Origin of the sequence: Candidatus Tisiphia endosymbiont of Thecophora atra (genome assembly GCF_964026395.1) — a bacterium.
Classification (GTDB): Bacteria; Pseudomonadota; Alphaproteobacteria; order Rickettsiales; family Rickettsiaceae; genus Tisiphia.
The window spans coordinates 862579-886268 of record NZ_OZ032145.1 but is presented as its reverse complement, the minus strand read 5'-3'; the positions used below and the strand labels follow the sequence as shown (position 1 = coordinate 886268).

Sequence of the window (23690 nt, the reverse complement as noted above, 5' to 3'; positions counted from 1 at the left end):
CTAGGTCATAGTACCCTATATTTTTCTATAATCGTCATAGCAAGGCTCTTTAGATGCCGTGGCAATCTAGGTAAACAGCGAATTTTTTTAGAGTAACGCTTCGTGTATCCTAGATTGCCGCGTCGCCGCTTTTTCGCGACTCCTCGCTAATAGACGATCAGCAGCCATTTTAATAGTGGTTATATAAAAAATGTACTATGATGCTAGGTGTACATATAGTACATGAGCATGCGAATCCATGATATTTTCAAAAAATAATTCGTAGGAGCAGAAGAGTATACCGACGCACAAATTACCAGTAGCAAGTAGATGCAAGAAGTTTAACATTAAAAGGCAGTGAATTTATGATTAATATTGGTAACATAGAAATTCTGCAGATCATAGATTCTGTAGCTAGAGAAAAGAATCTTCCTAAGGAAGCACTACTTTTGGCAATGGAACAGGCTGTACAGATTGCAGGACGCAGAAAATATGGAAATGAACATAATATAAAAGCTGAGATTGATAGGAAAAATGGTAATATTAATCTTTTTAGAATCCTTGATGTAGTGGATGATGTGGAGAATTATTTTACTCAAATTTCTTTAAAGGATGCTGTTGAAAAGAAAGTCGATGCTAAAATTGGCGATGAGATTTATGAATTTTTACCGCCTATTGATCTTGGACGTGTTGCAGCTCAGGCCGCTAAGCAAATAATAATACAACGCGTTGGTGAAGCGGAAAGAGAAAAACAATATGAAGATTTTAAAGATAAGAAAGGTGAGATTTTAAACGGCACTGTTAAGAGAGTAGAGTTTAATAATATCATAGTTGACCTTGGTGGTCGTGCTGAAGCAATGATTAAAAAGGAGCAGCTCATTAGAGGAGAAAGCTTTAAGGTTAATGATCGTATTAAAGCTTATGTACAAGACGTAAGATTATCGTCTAAAGGGTCACAAATTTTTCTATCTAGAACTGACGACCAAATGCTAATAAAATTATTTGAATTAGAGATTCCAGAGATTTATGATAATATAATTGAATTGCGAGCTATAGCTCGTGATCCTGGATCAAAGGCAAAAGTTGCAGTCTTTGCTTCTGACTCCAGTGTTGATCCTATAGGTTCATGTGTAGGAATTAGAGGTAATAGGATTAAGGCCATTACTAATGAACTTAATGGCGAAAAAATAGATGTAATATTATGGAGCAAGAATATTGCCCAATTTATTATGAATGCACTTGCTCCTGCAGAAATTGCAAAAATTGTTATTGATGAAGATAAGAATATAGTTGATGTAGTTGTGTCTCAAGATAATTTGAGTCTTGCAATTGGTAGAAGAGGTCAAAATGTTCGTTTAGCCTCTAAACTTACTGGCTGGAATATTAATGTAATGACGGAAGATCAAGAATCCAAACGGAGAAATGATGAGTTTTGCTCTGCTACTGAGTTATTTATGGAGACCTTAGATGTTGAAGAAGTGATAGCACAACTGTTATCTGCACAAGGTTTTACCTCTCTAGAACAGTTAGCTTCCAGTAAAATTGAAACTTTAATGAATATTGAAGGCTTTGAAGAAGAATTAGCAACTGAGATAAGAGAACGAGCAATAAATTATGTAAATGCTAAAAATGAAAAAATTATTATTAAACTCGAAGCTTTAGGTGTTGAACAAGAATTAATTGATGTATTGGATTTACAACCAGAATTCATATTAAAATTAGCTGAGTATGGTGTAAAGACTATAGAAGATTTGGGAGAGTTGACAGTTAATGAATTTAAATCATTAGTGCCTAATTCTAACATGGTAGATGATGATATAGAATTACTGATTCGTACAGCTCGTACTCGTGAAGATGAATAAATTTAAGCAACCTCAGTATCAATCCTGACAGGGGATGCTACCACAACTGTTGAAAGTTAAAAAGCCGTCATCGCGAGGAGCTTTGTAAGCCCTAAACCGTCTATTAGCGAGGAGTCGCTGTAAGCGACGACGTGGCAATCTTGTGAAGAAGAGCTTACTTCATGAGATCGCCACGGCGTCTATCGACGCCTCGCGATGACGATTTTTTAACTTTCAACAGTTGTGGGGATGCTACCTAAACTACTTAAGTTGCCATGTGCGTAGACGAGGATATAAAATGTTTAATTAGTTGTCAGTCAAAGCAAGAAAATTTTAAAAAATTTAGCATTAAGTATTAGTGCTAAGAATTTTATTGATATACTGAAGAACTACTAGCAAAATTAGCCATTTCTAATAACAGAAACTTGGTAATTTAATTTTGGGTAAAGAAAAAATTAACAATTCCCTTAAAAAAAATGGTATTATAGTGTAAGCATGAGATGCAAGTCAAGTGCAAGAGAAAATCTAATAGACCTCTTGCATCATTCTACTTCTACTGGTAATTTGTGTGTGATACCGGTACTCTGCTCCTCACGTACTCTAGAGTATGTTGCGGGTCAAGGTTTCGTGTCTCCTACAAATTCCCTAACAGAAGTGAATTCTACAAAAGGTCTAATGATAAATTAGAAATTTGTAAATTATTCGATATACTCAAATGATTTGAAGAATGGAGACAACAAACAAGGGGTGAGTGTACCTTACTATTCCCCACAAATATTTGCAGAAGCCAATTCTTTAAAGCAGAAGAGTATATCTGTTAATCATTAATCACATAGCAAAATTATTTAAAAAACTTTATCACAAATATAATTGCTATTTAAAGGTTTAATATTTATGACGAATAACCAAGAACCTAAACCAAAGAAACTAACACTTGGTGGTCCTAAACTATCGCTTAGTAAGCCAACCCAACCCACCAATGTTACTAGAGGTTTTGTTAGTTCTGCAAAAACAATTGTAGAAGTTAGGAAGAGTAGCACTCCAGCTAATACTTTGTCTTTTAACAAACTTTGGTCTAGTGGTTCTACTTCTCAAGGCGGCGAATCTACTGCTGGAGAAGAATTTAACAGACGCTTAACTATTTTAAAAAAAGCAGCAGAAGATGCAAAATCTCAGAGTACTGATAGTAAGATTAGCACTCTGAGTAAACTTGCAACTATCAATCAACCTGTGAAAAAAGACTATATAGACGATATTGAAGAAAATGTTCAGGATGAGTTACAAGATATCGAAAATGATTCTGAAATACCACCTACTACATTAGCACCTACATCTTCACAGGATAACAACCCATCCAAGTCTTTTGTTAGATCAACACTGATTGGTTCTCAGAGTAATTTTGGCGTTGCACCTGAAGATGTTTTTGGGGTGGATAAGACTGGTGATAATAAAATAGTAGTACCAAAGGTTAAAGTTGAGGAGTCTAAAAAATTAAAAAAGGCAGATATCTTCAATATGCTTGATGCAGATGGAAGCGATAATACTGGTAGAACTAGAAGCCTTGCATCAATAAAAAGAGCTAGAAAAAAAGAAAAACGTAAAGCCGAGCAACAAACACCAGATAAAGTATACAGGGAAGTTATTATTCCGGAAGCTATTTCTGTAGGAGATCTAGCCAATAAAATGTCTGAGCGAGCCACAGATGTTATAAAAGAATTGATGAAGCTCGGTATTATGGCTACAACCATCCAAACAATTGATGCAGATACAGCAGAGCTTGTTGCTACGACCTTAGGGCATACAGTAAAAAGGGTTCAAGAGTCCGATGTTGAAAATATATTGATTAGTGAAGCTGATAAGGAAGAAGATTTAAAGCATAGGGCTCCTATTGTAACGATTATGGGACATGTCGACCACGGTAAAACTTCGTTACTTGATGCTTTAAAGTCAACTGATTTGGCAAGTCAGGAAACAGGTGGGATTACCCAGCATATTGGTGCTTATCGAGTCACCTTGGCTGATGGGAGGGCTATTACTTTCATTGATACTCCAGGACATGAAGCGTTTTCAGATATGAGAACTAGAGGGGCAAAGGTAACAGATATAGTGGTTATAGTAGTTGCTGCAGATGATGGAATAAAGCCGCAAACGATTGAAGCAATTAATCACGCTAAAGCGGCAAATGTTCCTATAATCGTTGCAATAAATAAGATAGATAAACCGGATATTAATCTTGACCGAATTAAAAATGATCTATTAATTTATGATTTAGTTAGTGAAGAGTTGGGAGGTGATACTATAATTGTACCAATTTCAGCTTTAAAGAAAACTAATTTAGATAAGTTAGAAGAGGCTATATTATTGGTTGCAGAAATGCAGGATCTTAAGGCTAACTTTAGCGGACTCACTGCTGGGGTAGTCATAGAGGCAAGAGTTGATAAAGGTAAAGGAGCGGTTGCTACTATATTGGTACAACGTGGTATTCTAAGAAATGGAGATATAGTAGTTGCTGGAACGAAATATGGTAGAATTAAGAGGATGAATAATGACAAAGGATTAGATCTTACCGAGGCAGAACCAACTTTACCAGTAGAGATTTATGGTTTAAATGAAGTTCCGCGAGCAGGAGATCAGTTTAATGTAGTGCAGAATGAAAAGCAGGCTAGAGATATTGTAGAGTATCGTGAACGCCTTGCAAAAGAAAAGAAAATTTCTGTTACCCAAAGATCAACTCTAGAAGAATTATTCCTAAAAGCCTCCGGTAATAGCGGTATGATAAAAGAGTTACCGATAATTGTTAAAGGTGATGTGCAAGGTTCAATTGAAGCAATTATCACTAGTCTATTAAAGTTGCCAAATGATGAAGTTCGTTTAAAGATTTTACATCATGCAGTAGGTGGAATATTGGAGTCAGATGTTACTTTAGCTAAAGCATCCAACGCTATTATTGTTGGTTTTAACGTTAGAACTAATAATAATGCTTTGGCTATGGCAGAAAAAGAAAAAGTGGATATTAGATATTATTCCATTATCTATAATTTGTTAGATGATATTAAATCAATAATGAGTGGTATGCTTTCACCAATTATTCGTGAACAATATATTGGTACAGCAGAGATTAGACAGCTATTCACTGTCTCAAAAGTTGGTAAAGTTGCAGGTAGTTATGTTACCAAGGGTACTATTAAAAGAGGTGTTGGAGTTCGCTTGTTACGAGATAATATTGTTATTCACGAAGGAAAACTTAAGACTCTAAAACGTTTTAAAGATGATGTCAAAGAAGTTCACGAGAATTTTGAATGTGGTATCGCTTTTGAAAATTATGATGATATAAAAGAAGGTGATATAGTAGAAGTCTTCGAAATTATTGAAGAAAAAAAACAGTTATTGTAAATGCAAAAACTTTCTGATAAAGACAAGTCACAAAATAGGTCACAAAGGCAAAAAAAAGTGGCAATATTAATAAATGAAGCATTAGTGGAAGTACTAAGGCGTGGTAAGATGTTAGATGAACGTCTGATTAATTGCCCAGTAACTATTACTAAAGTCTTAGTTACTGCTGATTTAAAAGTAGCAGATTGTTACTTTCTACCATTTAATACTACTTTTAATGAGATACAACTTATTGACTCTTTAAATAATTCGAAATATGCTATAAGAAATTTTATAACTGCTAAAATTAATTTAAAATATTCACCGGAAATTCGTTTTCATTATGATCACGGATTTGATAATGCTTACAAAGTTGAGGAGTTATTGAAGCAAGTTGAAACTAATAGAGTGAAGTAGGATTACAATGAATCAAAACCTTACCCATCGCAAAGCCACAATTGCTGACTTAAGAACAATTGTCAACCTTCTTTTAGAAGATGAACTTGGACAAACAAGAGAACAGTTTTCAGAAGAATTGGATCAAGCTTATATTGATGCGTTCTACAAGATAGATAGTGATCCAAATCAATATTTGATGATAGTTGAAATGAATAAAGAAATAGTTGGCACTTGCCATTTGACTATCATGCCATCGCTAACTTTCATAGGTTCAACTAGGATGCAAATTGAAGCTGTTCGTATCTCAGAAAAGTATAGAGGACAACATTTCGGTGAATGGATGATGAGTATTGCAATGAAATATGGCAAATCAAAAGGTGTCTCCATTGTTCAGCTTACAACTAATAAAAAACGTCCAAGAGCCAAACAGTTCTATGAAAGACTTGGTTTTGAAGCAACACATGAAGGAATGAAATTATATAACTCTAATGAATAATAGTGTTATACTCTTCTGCTCCTACGAATTGTTTTTTGGAAATATCATGGATTCGCATGCGTAACTATACTATATGTACGCCTAGTATGCCCACCATTCATTTTCAAATCCAATTCTTCAAATCATTTGAGTATATTATTTTAAATATTCACTTAAAAATCTCATGATTCCATAATTTTTTTAAAAAGATAATTGCTGTGAATTCATAAGAAAAAAATAGTTATTCTTCATCCTTTTTGGGTATACCAATGCTTATAATTAGTATCTGTTAACTCTTTCTTGTTTTGTTCATAAGGAGTAATGTCTGTTTCCAAAAAGACACCTAGGTTGTTTCTAGTCATGTATCAAAATTATTATCTTGAATCACATCCCATAGTAAATTTTGAAACCATTTATCGTCCGTGAACACCTCAGGTTTAGTAATTAACAGGTAATTGTAGTCTTCTCTACTCCACACTGCTTCAAATGGTCCCACCTCTTTGTTTCTATATGCAACATAAACTTCTTTATCACCTATCTTTAAAACAGAATACTCAAACTTTTGAGTAATGTCTGGTTCTGGGGGATATTTTATACTATGATTCTCAGAACTAGACCATACCACAACCCTAATATTTACATCTCTATCATTTTGGTATGAATATATAAATTCTACCCTACCTGTTTTCTCCATTTCTGAAGTTTTAAAATAGTAAAAAACTGTATCAAGGTTATATTTATAACTGTCAGGTATGCTAATTTTTAATTTAGCCATAAAATCAGGCAAATTAGGATATGAAAAAGCTTTCTGATACTTTAGCTCTTTACTTGAAGAGGTTCTCCAAAAACTAAATGGTACATCAACTATATTTACACTACCTGAACCGGCATAGCTTAATTCTGCATAAGTTTTATCAAGTAACTGACTTTGTGCTTTTAAATCAGCGGGCTTTAAATATCTTGTTAGTTCCTGTAAATCAACATCTACTTCTTTACCAGCACTGTCTTTAATACAAATCTCAGTTGTAGTTCTATTTTGTATAACTGATAATGCTTGTTCATTTCTATAGTTCTTTCCTATCCAACCTACTTTACTATTAACTACAAAATGTAAAGGTTTTGGAATTAATGTATGGTCAAATATTATATTATTAGCCCAAAGAGATGGACAATCATAAGCAGGAGGAGCCCAGTCATAATTAAACTGTTTTACTTCAATAGTACTTTTTGTTAATTTATCATGTAGCTTAATTTTATAAGAACTCCTTGGATAATCTAGGCACATGTTTTCTTCTCTAAAACTGTCTTCTGTAATTTGATACCTATCAGGCAAATTATTAAAATAATAAACTATAAAATTTGCTTTTTGTAGTGCAAGTTTTATATGATTAGATATGCTATAATTTTTATACTTCATAAAATGTTCTTCGTTATCAATTGCTGTTCCTATCAAATTAATAAAGTACTACATCTTAAATATAACATTTTTTTTGATTAAAGTATAATTTTTAGTTAAAGAAACTCATATTATTTTGGTCTAAAAAATAGAGTACTAAAGAAAACATAGACCGGTATTTGAGTTAAAGAAAAATTAAAGAGATGGCTAGAATGCTATCATGGTTACAGCTCTACTCTAGTGAAACTACAGGAAATAAGACATAGAACCCCATATTCACGCCATTTAATTAGAGAACTTACAAAAGTACCAAATATAGTTAAATACATTGAATTGGGTGACGAGTAATAAAGAGATAGTTGTATAATCAACTCATACTAATTATCTTTCAATACAGAATTAATAGGATTAATAATCCAGTTCCAACGAGTGATAGACTTAATAATTTGAGGACTTGCTTCATATTTTAATATAGCATCCGACATTCTATATTGAAAGATAATTAGTATCAGTAAATACGTAATGTTCTAAAGCCCTTCCTGCTTCTGATCCTTTGGTATTATTAAAATGATTTTGGCTAATACTACTTGCAACGCCTACATCAAAAAAATAAAATTTAGGATTAGATGATATAATTTCTCTACTAATTTTTTTTTGATAGGGATAAACTAAATATCCTACCAAACTATCAACCAATATTTGGTAATATTCTTTAACTGTTTTAGCATCAATAAAACAATCGCGAGATATGTTAGAATAATTCACTAGTTCGCCAGAGGAAAAAGCCGTGCTATCTATAAATCTACTAAACGCTGTAATATTTCTTACCAGTCCCTCAGCCCAAATCTCATTAGTTAAATAATCCTCAACATATGCTTTTAGTAATTTACGAGGATTATTACTGATAAAATGCGATGGAATTAAGCCATTATTAAATATTTTTAAAAGATCAAAATCCTCCTTCACCTCAGGGTATACTAATGGAAAAAAATTATATTTTATTGCTCTACCGCCTAATAAATTTGTACCATATGCTCTTAATTTTCTACTACTTGAACCACATAAAATAAAATAACTATCAGTATTTTCTATGAGCCAATGTATTTCATCAAGTAACGCTGGTACTTTTTGTATTTCATCTACTATTATAGAAAGATCAAGCTTAGCTGAGTGTAGTGCTAATACTTCTTCTCTAAAATTTGATGGTTGTTTTAGATACTTAAAATATAAGTCAGTTTTTAATAGATCATAATATATTGAATTAGGGTATAGGTTTTTTAAGTAAGTTGATTTTCCTACTTTTCTAGCTCCCCATAAGAAAGCTGTTTGCTTGTGATTTAAATTTAATTTGAAATATCTTGTATACATATAGGTTTACTATTTAGGAGTAAAGTCCATATTTATTGATCAATCTTAATTTCTCTAATCTTTTATATCTTCCATTCTTGCAACTATACTCAAATGATTTGAAGAATTGGATTTGAAAATGAATGGTGAGAAGGCGTAGCGTACATATAGTATAGTTACGCATGCGAATCCATGATATTTTCAAAAAACAATTCGTAGGAGCAGAAGAGTATATCTGAATAATATAGCTGAACAAGAACACCGCTTTATCAAGAAACGAGCTAAACCAATGCTTGGTTTAAAATTTTTTGTTCTGCTGTGGTTACTATCACTGATATAGAAAATATTCGTATGATTCAAAAAAGACAAATTACTGGAGCTAATAATAATTTTTCTACTTTTGAAAATTTTGTTATGCTCATGGCATCATAATGTCCAAAATCTGAGGTTTTACGATTCTCGCTAGACCACGATTTACAGATGCGACAGAATCAACTGGGGTTAGTTAGTTAATGTTAATTATTTTTGTTCCTTGGTCTGTGGCGTAGTATTGCTAGAGCTAGTAAATACTTTACACTCGTCAAGTAGTGTTTTAAGATTGACATTTATGTCTTCTAACTGAAAGGTAGCATGTAATATATGATGTTCTTTCTTAACTGTACTATTAGCTAGCTCTGTACTCTTTTGATATAGAGCTACTATTTCATCTTGTGCTTTGATGTAGACGTTAGAAAAATTATTGCAAATAACCTTGATGTCACTACAGGTTGATCTGATTTGATTAAGCCATTTGACCGAGAGTAGTATTAATAATATCTGTCCGATGATTAGGCTAAATACTCCAATGACCAGGGCTAATATTTGGTAATTCATGTTCTACTTCTTTTGTTTGCTAATGTTATGTTTGTCCGTATAGCCTGTTGTAAGGCTAGATAAGGTCGGCTGATTGATTGCTGCTATACGTATTTATTTTAATCATTTAGTAAATCCTATTTTTTACTTTACTTAATATTCGAAAAAATATTATTATAACTTACTGATGTATTAATTACTACAGTATTTTTTACGGTATTGATATGAGTTGATTTTTTACATATTATTTATGTATAAAGTTAGTCATCCGATAATGAAAAAATAATTTTGAGGTATAAATTATGCAATTTCAAGTATAGGATTTATTAGGAAAATGCTCTATGTCACATGCAACTATTAGGAGTTTAATTAAAAAATCATTCTTCTTTTTTGTTATAGTTTGGTTTGTATTTGCGTATAGTAGCAGAACATTAGCAGCAGGAAAAAATAATATACTCATTCAAAATGAAGATGCTTTAAATAATAGCCTAAACTCCCGCATTTACAAGCATCTACAAAAGCATCTTCATTTTGAATGAGTATAATATAAAAGAATATGGGATTGTTATATTACCAAAAGAAACAATGTGTAAGAGTAGCTGAAAAACTAAATCAGGATATTGCAAAAATATTAAGTCGTTTAAATAATGTTAAAAATTATTGGCATGTTACCTTATATCACGGAGCATATGAAACAAAAGATCTACAACAAATATATAACAAAATTAAAGGACTAAAGCTCCAACCTGTTACCTTAAATCTTAGTAAAATTTACTCTACTGCAGATAGGTGGATAGACTTAGGAGCAGAAAAAACTAAATATCTTCAGGAATTACACGCATCCATCGTTCATTTAGCTAGCCCTTTCCACAAACATCCATTAGCTCGCTCTAAAGATGTTTATAAAGATATGTCAAATGTCCAACGTGAACAAGTCGATAATTATGGCGTTAGTGGAGTTTTGGAGTTATATAATCCTCATATGACGTTGTTTTACCAATACCCACCAAGGTTCGAATTACAGGATACCGCAAAGAGAGTAGCAGCCTCTTTCAAAGAAAATATGGTATGTAAAGCTTCCAAGATTATTATAGGAGAACTAGGATATAATGGTAATATTGAAAAAATAGTTTATAGTGTAGAGGTGTCCAACTAAGTGTCCAGCTAATTATAACAACAAAATATTCGTGTAACAAATTATGTTGAAGCCTGTCCAAGATAAAAGCTCAGTACAAAATACATCAATCATTTGTACTAAACAAAATGATTTAAAATCTGAATTTGCTTCTATAGTAAATGTACCTGGCTTTGTTATCGCTAAAGACATCAATTCTAAGTATTCCGTTATTAGTAAAGATTATGCTCTACTACTGGGTTGGAAGAGTCCAGACCACTGCATTGATTTAACAGATTTTGACATACCTTGTGAAGCCGTAAAAGCAGCTGAGCAATTTATAACCCTTGATCAGAAAGTTATCGATACTACTAAGGCGATATTAAGCTTATATATTTGCAATTATTCATCTGGCTGGAAAACCTTAATGAGCCATAAGATCCCCATACAACAAGAAGATGGGAAAATCACTGGGATATTTGGTCAAGTTATGGACATATCTAACACTAATATGTTTAATTGGTATCTAGCATTAAATCAATTTGATAAAAAATTTATAAATTCGCAGGATAAACCTATAATTTATATTTTAAATCAGGAGCATTCTCCTCTTCCTTTAAGCAAAAAACAACAAGAATGTGTATTCTTATTGTTACGTGGTAAATCCATGAAAGAAATCGCCACTATATTAAACCTGTCAGTACGTACTGTGGAATCATACTTTGCGATAATCAAATTAAAGTTAGGGTGCAGTAATAAATCTCAACTTATAGAAAAAGCAATTAATAGTGGTTTCCTACATTACATTCCAAATAGTATTATTCCTGTGTCTACAAAATAGGTTTCTATGAAAAAAATTGTTTTGACCTGTATGATTGGCAACGCATTGGAATGGTATGATTTTATTTTATATGCTCAGTTTGCTTATATACTAAAACAAAAATTTTTGCCAGATAGTTCTATTAGTGAAATACTGACTTTTGCAATATTTGCAGCTGGGTTTGTGGTAAGACCGTTTGGAGGAATTATTTTTGGTAATATTGGTGACAAATTTGGGAGACGTATTTCCTTGGTTATAGGTATTTTGACAATGGTAGTTCCCACTACCATAATAGGATTACTACCTAGTTATAATTCAATTGGTTTAGTTGCTCCAATAATTTTAACTATAGTACGGTTAGTTCAGGGATTTTCATTAGGTGGGGAATTTAGTGGTTGCGTTATTTACCTTACAGAACATGCACCAGCAAATAACAGGGGTATAATTGGAAGTATTGTATATATTAGTCAATGCTTAGGAATGTTGTTAGGGATAATAATTGCTTATTTACTCAGTTCCTTGTTATCAAAAGAAGATTTATGGTCTTTTGGGTGGCGATTACCTTTTATTAGTAGTTTTTTTGTTGGTATGATAGGAATGTACATAAGAAATAGCATTTCAGAAACCCCAATATATGCCAAGGTAAGAGATTGTGGACTAGTCTTACAATACCCTTTGCGAGAACTACTATTAAACTATAAGAAAAAACTTTGGTTAGCAATAGGTCTTTATATTAATGTTACAGCACCTTTCTATGCTGCAACTATTTTCATTCCAAACTACATGTTGTCCCTTGGATATAGCCAAACTGAATGCTCAACATTAGGAAGCTTAACTTTAGTTACCATGATCATTACTTTTCCTATTACTGCCTACATCTCAGATAAGATAGGACGCAAACCTGTAATTCTTTTTAGTTGCCTAGCACTTATAATACTCACCTACCCAATTTTTCTCATGATAAATACTAAATCTTATTATCTTGCAACTACAGCACAAATTTTATTTGCTGTAATAGTAGCATTTCATATGGGTGCAATACCAACGATTCTAGTGGAACTATTTCCAACTAGTGTTCGTTTTACAGGAGTAGCACTATCATGCAACATAAGTGCAGCAATATTTGGAGGGACAGTCCCTATGATTGGTGCTTGGATATATCAGGTTACAGGAGATAGATTAGCGATGTCTTATTATTTAACCTTCCTAGCTATTTTAGCTATTTTTATAATATTTTTTTACAAAGAAACATATAAAAATATAATATAAGTTTTAACGATACCGTCAAGTTAACTGAAAAACGCCAATTTTAACAAAATTTTCGGTCTGTAAGCAGCATAGTATCGTTCACAAAATACTCATTTTTTGTTAAATTCAAGTTAACTTGACGGTGGGTTCTGATACTGTCTTAAGAGTCAAGGACTAAAATAGGATTAAAGATAGAATTATTTTTAATTATTCCAAAGACAATATGTAATAGTTTACGCATAATAGCAACAATAATAACCTTAGTAGGTTTACCCTTACTAGATAGCTTTTGGGTAAATTGTTTAAATATAGGGTTATGATTTTTAGCTACTATAGCAGGAAAGTATAGTGCTTTACGTAGTTTAGCTGAACCAATCTTTGATATAGCACTTTTCTAGATACTCTATGTTTAGGTGTAAGTCCTGCATAAGTAGCAAACTCCCTAGTACTATCTAATTCTTTACTTTCATGAATTCTCACTAATAAATGATCATCAGGTATCATGCACCTTAAGCTAACTCTATCACAGCTCACACCTTCTTGATCAGATTTATAATCCTGCATCTTTACACCTGCATTTAAGCATAAAAATACATCTTATTTCTTATCTTAACTTTCTTCCACTTCTTCTTATGACTTTTTCAACAGCCCGGAGATTTAATCTTACATATTACTAACCATCATACCCTAAAACTAGACTATACAGTTACAATAATATTGCAAACTCTCTAGAAATCATGCAAATTATTCCACGAGCTTTTACATTCAATAATCCAGGGAAAAAATTTACTTATGAAGTTAATTCATTGAGTTCTACTCTGAAAATCGTGTATCCGTGTTTAAATTTAATGGAGTAAAGAAGTGAAAAAAAATGGTATATATCTAACAACTATGAACCAAATCGACTAGCGTTAAACAATTTAATAGACGCTTATGAAAAATTATTACCTAGAAAAAAGTATAAAGTGAAAAATAAAGAATCTGAAATGAATATTGAATTGAAACCTTGTTTAACCATTTTTCGAGAAAATTTAAAATGATAACAGCAGCATTATATGCAAGGGTATCTTCGGAGAAACAAGCTCAAGAAAATACAGTAGCAAGTCAAGTAGAAGCTTTAAAATCGAGAATAATTGCTGATAGTTTACCTCTATTAGACGAGCATCAATTTATTGATAATGGTTATAGTGGCTCAAACCTTGTTCGCCCCGCATTAGAAAAACTACGTGATCAAGTTGCAGCAGGTATAATAGACAAAATTTACATTCACTCACCTGATCGATTATCGAGAAAATACGCATACCAAATGATTTTAATAGAAGAATTTGAGAGGTATGGTGCGGACGTTGTTTTCTTAAATTTTCAAAAATCGAATGAAAATCCAGAGTCACAGTTATTATTACAAATGCAGGGAATGATTGCTGAATATGAACGTTCAAAAATTATGGAGCGACATCGCCGGGGAAAAATTCATGCAGCAAAAAGAGGTTCTGTCAATGTACTTTCGGTTGCACCCTATGGTTATCGTTATATTGACAAACATACAGGTCAGGGAGAAGCCTCTTTTGAGGTTATTGATGATGAAGCAGAAATTATAAGAAAAATGTTCAACTGGGTTGGAAAAGATCGCCTAACCATTGGAGAAGTGATACGCCTGTTAAATAAGGATAAGATTTTGACCAAGAAAGGCAAAATGTGGTGGGATAGAAGTACGGTTTGGTACATGCTAAAAAATCCTACCTATAAAGGGCAAGCTGCATTTGGAAGAAGAAAAACTGGAGTAAGATTATCCTACATAAGACCACGAAGAGATTCGAGCGAGCAGCCAAAAAACAATTCATCTAGGTATTCTGTGGATAAAGAAGATTGGATTTATATTTCTGTACCTACCATTATAGATGAACAATTGTTTGATGCTGTACAAGAGCAAATAGAAGAAAATAGAAAAAGAGCAAGAATTCATAAAAAAGGTGAAACCTATTTACTGCAAGGTTTGTTAGTATGCAAGTATTGTGGGCGGGCTTATTGTGGTGGGAAATCTACAAAACGTTATGCAAAAAATGAGACTGTTTATTTATATTATCGTTGTACTGGCACAGATTCTGCTCGCTTTGGTGGCACAAAAATGTGCAATAATAAACAAGTGGGTTCTACTGCAATAGAATTGGTTGTGTGGAAGAAGTAAAAAAAATGCTAAAAAATCCCAAGCGTATTTTTGAAGAATATCAACGACGTTTGGTAGAACTGGAAAAGTCTCCTATAGATGAAGCATATGCTTCTCTTGAAAAACGAAAAATAAAATTAGAAAAAGGTATTTCATTGTTGATTGACAGTTATGCACAACAATATATTATTAAAGATGAGTTTGAGCCAAGAATCCAAACTATGAGACAAAGTCTAAAGAGAACTCAAGAGCAGCAAAATAAATTAGTTGAGAAAGAAACTTTAACAAAAGAAATAGGGTTGATTGTTACTAATTTAGAGAATTTTACAGTCGGAATTGATGAGAATCTTGACAAATTGGATTGGCATGGTAAACGAAATATGATTAGATGTGTGGTGAAAAGAATCGAAATTGGAAGTGAAGAAATCAATGTTGTGTATAAAGTAAACAAATTGCCTGAGTATAAAAATAATATCAGTGTGCAACATTGTTGTAACCGTGTAGAACGTTCTATGGATGGATCATCTATGGAATAGTTAGCGTTCTTGGTAACTTTGCAATTTTTACTTTTTTCCTAAAAATACCATCTGATTTAAAGCGTTTCTAAAGTAACAAATTTTAAATCCATATAACAACTCTATCGCTCTTAAAAACAGTCTTATGTTGTCCTTTCAACCAATAAACTAATTTTTTTAGCCAAACCTACCTATTTTGCTGAGCTATTTGGTGTTGATATATTTTGACTTGTTTGTTCTTTTAGTAGTTTACTTTTTTCTTCTATTGAATTAAGAAAGAAATAAGTGAAGGTTAGGAAAGCAACTAAAAGCGGTATAAATACAAAGAGAATTGCCTTTAGTTTCCTAGCTGATTCTTCACGATCCAGTCGTTTTTCTCTTTCTTCTTCTGTTTCAACAAATTTACTATCGGTATTTCTGCCAGTATCTAAATTATCTTTTGACATTTCTATAATCTAAAAATCGCATTAGTTGTCTAGTATTATAACATAGTAGCATAATATTATTATTTTTCAAAATGTTTTCTACATTTTTTTTTGTTTATCCTAAAAAGCTGATAATATTTGTCTAGTCACTTACAGCTTACACTTTTTCAAAAAAATATAATAAATTCCTAGTAATATTCTAATTTTTAGTTTAACTTATATATTTAAAATATAGAGTATGGTTTTTTTATGGAAGAAGAAGAGATCAATTATTGGGACAACTCAAAGTATGCACCTTGTCAATATGCTACTAGGTTACTGGACAAATTACGTAAGATGAATGAGGAAGTAAATAGGCCAATAGATATTGATGAGGTTAGAAAGGCTATTTATTACGCCAAGAAATATCATGGCAGCCAAATGAGGCAGTCTGGTGAGCCTTATTACTCCCATCCACTAGAGGTGGCTTATATGATTTCTGATTATCTTTTCCGCACTGACATTATTGTTACCAGCATACTGCATGATACCATCGAGGATACAGAACTTACCGAAAAGATGATTGCTTATATTTTTGGGGAGCAGGTTGCTAGTCAAGTAGAAGACTTAAGCAGGAACAAGCCTCACGGGAAGATTAGCTCGGCGGAGATGATGGAATCGTTATATAGACAAAAGAAATATGATACCTTAATTATTAAGATATTTGATAGGCTTCACAATATTGAGACTCTAGAAGCTAAGTCTCCAGAAAAAGCGAAGAAGATAATTGAAGAAACTTTAAAGTATTCTTTAATTTTATGTGAAGTAGTAGAGCTACCATGGCTTTGCGATATCCTATATGAGAAATGTTATAAGCATAACATAAGATTGGGAGTTATAAAAAATAACGCTGATATTTTTACTAAACTATCTCAAGTTATTGCTTCTCCATTTTCTCAAAATAAGACACTCCTATAAAAAAGCCTATACCCACAGGTACTAGAATTAAAAATAATCCCCAATAACCTAAGTATTCTGTAGTAAATACTAAACCAAACGATGTTATAAAATAAGTGAATAATTTGGCTATGGCACTTAATATACTAGTATGAGTAAATCTTTTGAAGATAGGAAAATGTCGATAAAATATTGGTGTTGCAGGCACATTATCAAACACAAATAAAGCAGCCAAACATTGAAAAATAAAAATATAATTCGAATTTAGGCTATAAGATAACACCATGGGGAATAAAATAATTGAAGCAAAAAATAAATAGAGCTTTGCTTTAAGTATCTTTAAAGGATGGATTATATAGCTAAGATAAGCTAGCATAATTAAACCAAATAAATCTACCAGTGACACCCAAAAATTTTGATTAATAACTTGATTAGCCGAAAAACCACATTTTTGTTTTAATATGTCTCCACAATATATATAAATGAAATAAAAACATGGCGATCTAGCACATTGAATAAAAAAATATGCGATTGAAGTTGAAATTGGCACTGGCTGATTAATAATTTCTTCATTCAGCTTATTAAATTCAACTTTATTATCTATAAATCTATTTTTTAACCTCTTTTTTTTATTCACAAACTCTCTGGTTTCTTTTAAACTAGTCCTAGCAACAGAACCAATTAATGCAATGCCAGCCCCAACCCAAAAAGCTGTACGCCAGCTGAATTCATTTTGATAAATATGTGTACTAGTAAAAATCGAGGCAACTCCAAGGGCTGCTGTCGTTCCTACAGCTGAAAACACAGTTATTAAGGCAACTAATGAATATTGAATAGGTGGGCTTGAACTTTCAGTTAAATAAATTTCTGCTCCACATGCTTCAGCACTTGCTGACAAACCTTGTATCATACGACAAATTACAAGTATCCAAGACGCAGTAATCCCTATTTGAGCATAAGTAGGCAAAGTTGCAATAATAACACACGAAATACCCATCAAAAAAGTAGTTATGATTACGACAGTCTTTCTACCTAAATAATCGCCAATATAACCAAACAATAACGCTCCAAAAGGCCTTAATATGTAAGTAGAAGAAAAGGCAGCAGCCGAAAGCAATGAAGTGGTAAAAGGATCATATTTGGGAAAGAATAATTCATTTAGTAATACTGCTAAATGTACATATAACATCAGATCAAAATATTCTAGGAACGTCCCAATCGACAGCAACCCAACAGCTTGTTTTTGTTCTTTAGTGAGACTGGTTTGGGGATAGATAACCCTGCCGTCATCTCGTACAAATTTGCTCATATTAGTGTTTAAACCTTTACTTTATGTTATTAACATTTACCTAATATTATCCAGCTTTTGTTGCCAATTTAACATTTGGCTGAGGATAATTCCCAGCCATTTTCTCCAACTTTTCAAAATGTAATAGCCCGTATGCGAATCCTATATTTATAGGGATCATAATAATCAATAACCCCCAATTGCCAAAATATTTAGTAAGGTAGGAAAAACCAAAAGAGGTAATAACATACATAAAAGCTCGAGATAGAGCAAATATGACGGTAATACTAGTAAAACGTTTAAAAACAGGAAAACTTTTATAAAAAATGGGATCAGCAGGTGCCTCACATTGGGCAAACAAAGTAACAATGGACTGAATCAAAAATAACTCATAAGGAGAATGAAGATTATTCAGCCAATATGGACAAAATAAAACAAAAATAGAAAATATTATCAGTATAATTTTCAGGATTACTAATGGATAAATTTTATAACTTAAGTAAGCTAATGTTAACACACTTAAAAACTGTATTATAGCAACAATAAAATTATGATGAATAACCTCAGATGTTGTATAACCAAAATTGGTCTTGAGAATAGTGCCACAATGCATATAGATAAAATAAAAACATACTGGTGTGACACATTGTATCAAAAGGAGGGCTATAAATGTTTTTTTCTTAACTTTTTCTTTCCAAATAGGATGGCTTTCTAAAGTACTAGCATCTGTATTAGTTTGTGCAAAAACTTTTTTTAGTTGACGTTTGGCATCAGCAAATTCTGGTGTTTCTCGTAGTGTTGTTCTAGCAATAGAACCGATTAATGCCACTATTGCACCTAGCCAAAATGCTGCACGCCAGTTAAAAGCATAAGAAGTAACCAATGAAGCAATTCCTAAAGCAGCTATACCCCCCCCTAGACAAGAGAAAGCTCCTATCAATGCCACACTTGCATATTGGGCTGGTGGATTGATCGTTTCAGTTATATATAGTTCTGCCCCTACTATCTCTCCCATAGAAGACATACCTTGGACAATACGGCAGATGGTTACTATCCAAGTAGCTGTTACTCCTATCTGAGCATAAGTAGGTAGATTAGCCATGACAAGACATGATGCAGCCATCATAAAAGTTGTAATAATAACGGTAGATTTACGCCCTATATTATCGCCTAACCAACCAAATATTAATGCCCCAATAGGTCGAAAAACGTAGGTTGAACAAAAGGCGAAAGCTGTCATTAAAGAGGTTGTATAAGGATCAGTAGGTTCAAAAAATAACTCATTAAGAAAAGCCGCCATATGAACATATAATAGCAAGTCAAAGTACTCTAAGAACGTCCCGATCGACAGCAACCCAACAGCTTGTTTTTGTTCTCTAGTTAGGCTGGTCTGGGTATAGATAACTCTGCCGTCATCTCGTACAAATTTGCTCATATTAGTATTTAAACCTTTACTTTATGTTATCAATATTTACCTATATATTATCCAACCTTTGTTGCCAATTTAACATTTGGCTGAGGATAATTCCCAGCCATTTTCTCCAACTTTTCAAAATGTAATAGCCCGTATGCGAACCCCACAATTATAGGAATCATAATAATCCATAATCCATAATTGCCAAAATGATCAATAAGGTAGGCAAAGCCAAAAGCAGTAATAACATACATCAAAGCTCGAGATATAGCGAATGTCATACTAGCACAGGTAAAACGTTTAAATACCGGAAAGTTTTTGTAAAAAATTGGCATAGCAGGACCTGAGGATTCGTAAAATAAAACGATAACGAATTGAATCAAAAATAACTCATAGGGAGAATGAAGATTATTCAGCAAATATGGACAAAATATGATAAAAATAGAAAATATTATGAGTATAATTTTCACGGTTAATAATGGATACACTTTTAAACTTAAACGAGATAATATTAATATTGTTAAGAACTCTATTATACAGATAATAAAATTATGATGAATAACCTCAACCGTTGTATAACCAAAGCTAGTTTGTAAAATATTAGCACAATATACATAGACAAAATAAAAACATACCGGGACAGCACATTTTAATAAAAAGAAAGCTAGTACTGTTTTTTTAGTAACTTTTATTGTCCAAATAGGATGGTTTGCTAAAGTACTGGTATCTGTATTAGTTTCTGCAAAAACTTTCTTTAGTTGACGTTTGGCATCAGCAAATTCTGGTGTTTCTCGTAGCCTCGTTCTCGCAACAGAACCAATTAGTGCAATTACTGCACCTAGCCAAAATGCTAGACGCCAATTAAAACCATAAGCAGTAACAAGTGAGGCAACCCCTAAAGCAGCTACCTCTCCTAAAGAAGAGAAAGCCCACATCAATCCCACACCTACATATTGGGCTGGTGGGTTAATCGTTTCAGTTATATAAAGCTGTGCTCCTGTTATTTCTCCCATAGAAGATATGCCTTGCACGATACGGCAGATGGTCAATATCCAAGCTGCCAAGCTGCCTATTTGAGCATAAGTGGGCAGGTTAGCCATGACAAGACAGGATGCAGCCATCATGAAAGTTGTGATGATCACTGTTGACTTACGACCTATATTATCGCCTAACCAACCAAATATTAACGCACCAACTGGCCGAAAAACAAATGTAGAACAGAAGGCAAAAGATGTCATTAAAGAGCTTGTATGAGAATCAGTGGTTTCAAAAAAGATCTCATTAAGAAAAGCCGCCATATGAATATATAACATCAAGTCAAAATATTCTAGGAACGTCCCGATCGACAGCAACCCAACAGCTTGTTTTTGTTCTCTAGTTAGGCTGGTCTGGGTATAGATAACTCTGCCATCTGCTCGTACAAATTTGCTCATATTAGTGCTTAAACCCTTAAGTTATATTGTCTAGAGTTGTATATAATTAATTGCTTACAAACTCACCTTACGCATAACCCCCACAACTGTCGAAAGTTCAAAAATCGTCATTGCTAAGTGCTGTTGTAAGACTTAAATCGTCTATTAGCGAGCGAACGTACGTGAGCGTGGCAATCCATGAAGTTTGTCATATGGATTGCTTCGTCGGCTTATGCCTTCTCGCAATGACTCTAGGCTATTCTCCCTATGGCTTTTAAATGCCATGCGTAAGGTGAGTTACAAAGTCATTCCCGCGTAGGCGAGGATGACCTAGTATTGACCAGTTTAATACTACATAATTTCACAACATACATGCAGCTTAGTACTTCCACCTAGTGTTACATCTTTTTCCGAGTCAAACGACGTATCAGGATCAGTTTCGTACGAATCATTAAGATGGGAAGAAGATGCTCCCTGATATGAATGAGATTGTTGACAATGGAATTCTAATACTCCGTTAGCCCAAACTGCATCTGCCGCAGTAATTTCTGCATCCTTGTTTGGATATCTTGTGGTAATATCTTTAATAGATTTTACCCATTTTTCAGCTTCCGAAGCAACATCTTTATGATCTCGTTGAGGCAGTAATTCTTTGCAAGATGGATCGCCTAATTTAGCTCCAACAGATACGTAAAGCTTGTCCTTATATTCACTCTTTTCTACTCCTAAACCTTCGCGATAAAGATAAGCAAGTCCAGCAGCTGCTGCTGCATTTCCGAAGAGTAATGATTCGTTCCAACATCTAGCAACTGCTTTATATCCACCAATCACTTGAGATACTAAGCCAACCTGTTCTTTTGCGCCTTCCGCCTTGTCAAATTGTTCAGAAGCATAATTATATAAATTATTACTAGTGCGTAATATAGTTTTATTTGAGTCTACATATCTTTTTGGAGAGTCTTTCGATTTTGCCATAATTTACCTATTATTTAAATTTTAATATAGTTAATAGTTACCTTTGTTTTTCATTCTTATTCAGGGTAGTAAATTTGGGATTAGGAGTTGGCACAGGTTTTAGAGGAACAGGCTTTGCCTCAGATAATCCCTTAGTAATATGCTGCTCTAAGTGTTTTTCCGATAGTTGATTCATTACTGCCACTTGGTCATTATATCCTAATTTTTGTATTATTTTATCCCCAAGCTTATGTGATTCGTCTTTAAGAGTTTTATTAAGATTGGTTGTTGGTGTTTTATCTTGTTCTTGGTCAATAGTTTTAGAATCTTGTGGTGTTTTATCATTTGCTACTTCAGTCAGCTGCTTAGAGGGAGAAGAAGATGGTGCGTTAGTTCCTGCTATTTCAGGTTCTAAATTTTCTTCATTTTTAGCTATATTGGTAACTTCACTACGAAGCAATGTGTCATTAACTATTCCATTGCCAGCAATAGCCTTTTCTTGATTTTTAAGTAAAGTAGTAAACTTATTTAACTTCTGATATTTAGCAGGATCTGTCTGTTGTAATTGTTTAACTAACTTATCAAAATCATTAAATTCCTTATCTTCATTTTTATCATTCTCCTTCATCTCCTGAACCTTAGCATCAACTTCATCTTTCTGCTTTTGAGCTTGTTCCACAACTGGAGCAAAATCCGTAATTTTCTTATCCTGATGTTTTATTTTTTGTTTTATCGTGTCAATTTCACTTATCGACTGAACATCCTTCGACTTTTCCTTTTCTATCTTATCTTTTTCTAACTTTACTTTTTCTTCTTTTAATTTTTTATCGTGCTTCATTACTCCATCATAATGTTCATGTACTTTATCACGATGTTCAAGTAAATTTTTATATTCTGTATTTTGTTTTTTAATCTGATCTTCGCTTTTTACCAGTTTCTGCAGTTTACTTTCTACATCTTTGCCATCTTTAAGATCTTTAACTACATCATGCAACTGATTTGTTTCGCTTTTCCTTGCGGTTAAAAATGCATCAGCATTTTTGTTAAACTCTGTATGTTGTTCTTTTAATTTTATGCTTTCTTGGTGAAATTGTGCTGACCGCTCAGCTTCTAACTTTTCAGCTTCCCTCTCTAGAAACTCTATTTGTTCTTGCATCTTAGTTGCGGCTTCCGCTTCTTGCCTGTAAGTAATATTTTGTTCAGCACGCTGCTCTTCTTTGGCAACAGCAGCTTGTAAAGCTTCTAAACTTTTTAGTATTTCTGCTGGAAGATTACTAGCTAACAAACTGCTTATAGCACTATTGAGTCTCGCTAGCTCAGCTGGGTTAGTAGTATGCAGCTGAGATTTGATATCATTAATAACATTCTCAAACTGAGTAACATAAGCAGAGTCTTCTTTGCTCATATTCCCATCATCAAAATCATCAGCCATTTTATATTTTACCATGCTATTAGGTTGATTTACGTTGCCATAATTTAATTAGAATCAATTCTAAAATATTAGTCAACTTATTTTTAATGAAAATTAATTATTTTTCATAATATAAACAATATCCAATATTCTACTCACATAACTATATTAGTTCTGATATTTAACATCCTTTGATCTCAGCCTATATTTTTACCAATATCTCTTTTCCCCCTTACTAATTTGTTTATAGAATTGTGATATTGTTACAACCAAGATTTATTATTTCAATTTTCTATATTATTTTTTCTTGCTATCGTTCAACCAAATC

Annotated in this window: 22 protein-coding genes and 1 pseudogene; 12 read left to right on the top strand and 11 right to left on the bottom strand. The window is 32.9% G+C overall.

What is annotated here, in order from left to right; translation table 11 throughout:
- Positions 1-344 precede the first annotated feature (344 nt).
- The 5 genes from nusA (at position 345) to AAGD45_RS04350 (ending at position 6087) form a co-directional block, all read left to right on the top strand.
- Positions 345-1841: a transcription termination factor NusA gene (gene nusA, locus AAGD45_RS04365; protein ID WP_341762155.1), complete on the top strand. Its 1497-nt coding sequence runs from the start codon at positions 345-347 to the stop codon at positions 1839-1841.
- A gap of 474 nt (positions 1842-2315) precedes the next feature.
- Positions 2316-2507 carry a hypothetical protein gene (locus AAGD45_RS08730; RefSeq protein WP_410521078.1) on the top strand — a complete coding sequence of 64 codons (192 nt, stop codon included), beginning with the start codon at positions 2316-2318 and terminating at the stop codon, positions 2505-2507.
- Between the two features lie 207 nt (positions 2508-2714).
- Positions 2715-5213 carry a translation initiation factor IF-2 gene (infB, locus tag AAGD45_RS04360; RefSeq protein WP_341762154.1) on the top strand — a complete coding sequence of 833 codons (2499 nt, stop codon included), beginning with the start codon at positions 2715-2717 and terminating at the stop codon, positions 5211-5213.
- Positions 5214-5609 (top strand): 30S ribosome-binding factor RbfA, encoded by a 396-nt coding sequence (rbfA, locus tag AAGD45_RS04355; RefSeq protein ID WP_341762153.1) that lies wholly within the window; start codon positions 5214-5216, stop codon positions 5607-5609.
- Between the two features lie 7 nt (positions 5610-5616).
- A complete protein-coding gene (locus AAGD45_RS04350; protein ID WP_341762152.1) occupies positions 5617-6087 on the top strand; it encodes a GNAT family N-acetyltransferase in 471 nt (156 codons plus the stop codon).
- A gap of 337 nt (positions 6088-6424) precedes the next feature.
- Here the strand turns inward: AAGD45_RS04350 and AAGD45_RS04345 are convergent, their stop codons facing one another.
- The gene (locus AAGD45_RS04345; RefSeq protein ID WP_341762151.1) at positions 6425-7483 is read right to left on the bottom strand and encodes a hypothetical protein; all 1059 of its coding nucleotides are present in this window, start codon (positions 7481-7483) and stop codon (positions 6425-6427) included.
- Between the two features lie 465 nt (positions 7484-7948).
- A complete protein-coding gene (locus tag AAGD45_RS04340; protein WP_341762150.1) occupies positions 7949-8830 on the bottom strand; it encodes an ATP-binding protein in 882 nt (293 codons plus the stop codon).
- A gap of 211 nt (positions 8831-9041) precedes the next feature.
- Here AAGD45_RS04340 and AAGD45_RS04335 point away from each other — a divergent pair.
- Positions 9042-9241, top strand: a pseudogene (locus AAGD45_RS04335) (DDE-type integrase/transposase/recombinase); the annotation flags it as partial.
- A gap of 87 nt (positions 9242-9328) precedes the next feature.
- On the opposite strand, the gene AAGD45_RS04330 reads toward AAGD45_RS04335, so the two are convergent.
- Entirely contained in the window at positions 9329-9682 is a 354-nt protein-coding gene (locus AAGD45_RS04330; RefSeq protein ID WP_341762149.1) for a hypothetical protein, read from the bottom strand.
- A 535-nt stretch (positions 9683-10217) separates the two neighbouring features.
- On the opposite strand from AAGD45_RS04330, the gene AAGD45_RS04325 reads away from it, so the two are divergent.
- From AAGD45_RS04325 to AAGD45_RS04315, 3 genes are read left to right on the top strand one after another with little or no spacing between them, the layout of a single operon-like run.
- Positions 10218-10817, top strand: coding sequence for a hypothetical protein (locus AAGD45_RS04325; RefSeq protein ID WP_341762148.1), 600 nt, complete (start codon positions 10218-10220; stop codon positions 10815-10817).
- 43 nt (positions 10818-10860) lie between these two features.
- Entirely contained in the window at positions 10861-11616 is a 756-nt protein-coding gene (locus AAGD45_RS04320; RefSeq protein ID WP_341762147.1) for a LuxR C-terminal-related transcriptional regulator, read from the top strand.
- A gap of 6 nt (positions 11617-11622) precedes the next feature.
- Entirely contained in the window at positions 11623-12864 is a 1242-nt protein-coding gene (locus AAGD45_RS04315) for an MFS transporter (protein WP_341762146.1), read from the top strand.
- Positions 12865-13003: 139 nt separating this feature from the next.
- Here AAGD45_RS04315 and AAGD45_RS08725 read toward each other — a convergent pair whose 3' ends face one another.
- Together AAGD45_RS08725 and AAGD45_RS04310 are read right to left on the bottom strand one after the other, a co-directional pair.
- Complete coding sequence (locus AAGD45_RS08725; protein WP_410521086.1) at positions 13004-13219, bottom strand: hypothetical protein; 216 nt, start codon at positions 13217-13219, stop codon at positions 13004-13006.
- The gene (locus tag AAGD45_RS04310; RefSeq protein ID WP_341762145.1) at positions 13174-13407 is read right to left on the bottom strand and encodes a hypothetical protein; all 234 of its coding nucleotides are present in this window, start codon (positions 13405-13407) and stop codon (positions 13174-13176) included. Before AAGD45_RS04310 ends, AAGD45_RS08725 begins: the two co-directional genes overlap by 46 nt.
- Before the next feature lie 472 nt (positions 13408-13879).
- Between AAGD45_RS04310 and AAGD45_RS04305 the strand changes: the two genes are divergently transcribed.
- On the top strand, positions 13880-15028 hold the full coding sequence (locus AAGD45_RS04305; RefSeq protein WP_341762144.1) for a recombinase family protein: 1149 nt from the start codon (positions 13880-13882) through the stop codon (positions 15026-15028).
- 5 nt (positions 15029-15033) lie between these two features.
- Positions 15034-15543, top strand: coding sequence for a hypothetical protein (locus AAGD45_RS04300; RefSeq protein ID WP_341762143.1), 510 nt, complete (start codon positions 15034-15036; stop codon positions 15541-15543).
- A gap of 170 nt (positions 15544-15713) precedes the next feature.
- Here AAGD45_RS04300 and AAGD45_RS04295 read toward each other — a convergent pair whose 3' ends face one another.
- Entirely contained in the window at positions 15714-15968 is a 255-nt protein-coding gene (locus tag AAGD45_RS04295) for a hypothetical protein (protein WP_341762142.1), read from the bottom strand.
- Positions 15969-16196: 228 nt separating this feature from the next.
- Here AAGD45_RS04295 and AAGD45_RS04290 point away from each other — a divergent pair, with 228 nt between their 5' ends.
- Positions 16197-16904, top strand: coding sequence for an HD domain-containing protein (locus AAGD45_RS04290; RefSeq protein WP_341762141.1), 708 nt, complete (start codon positions 16197-16199; stop codon positions 16902-16904).
- Here the strand turns inward: AAGD45_RS04290 and AAGD45_RS04285 are convergent.
- The 5 genes from AAGD45_RS04285 to AAGD45_RS04265 form a co-directional block, all read right to left on the bottom strand.
- Positions 16864-18192, bottom strand: coding sequence for an MFS transporter (locus AAGD45_RS04285; RefSeq protein WP_341762140.1), 1329 nt, complete (start codon positions 18190-18192; stop codon positions 16864-16866). The genes AAGD45_RS04290 and AAGD45_RS04285 overlap by 41 nt on opposite strands.
- Positions 18193-18238: 46 nt before the next feature.
- Positions 18239-19606: an MFS transporter gene (locus AAGD45_RS04280; protein ID WP_341762139.1), complete on the bottom strand. Its 1368-nt coding sequence runs from the start codon at positions 19604-19606 to the stop codon at positions 18239-18241.
- Between the two features lie 47 nt (positions 19607-19653).
- Positions 19654-21018, bottom strand: a complete 1365-nt coding sequence (locus AAGD45_RS04275) for an MFS transporter (protein WP_341762138.1) — start codon at positions 21016-21018, stop codon at positions 19654-19656.
- 330 nt (positions 21019-21348) lie between these two features.
- Positions 21349-21972, bottom strand: a complete 624-nt coding sequence (locus tag AAGD45_RS04270) for a hypothetical protein (protein ID WP_341762137.1) — start codon at positions 21970-21972, stop codon at positions 21349-21351.
- A 37-nt stretch (positions 21973-22009) separates the two neighbouring features.
- A complete protein-coding gene (locus AAGD45_RS04265; protein WP_341762136.1) occupies positions 22010-23398 on the bottom strand; it encodes a hypothetical protein in 1389 nt (462 codons plus the stop codon).
- Positions 23399-23690: the final 292 nt, after the last annotated feature.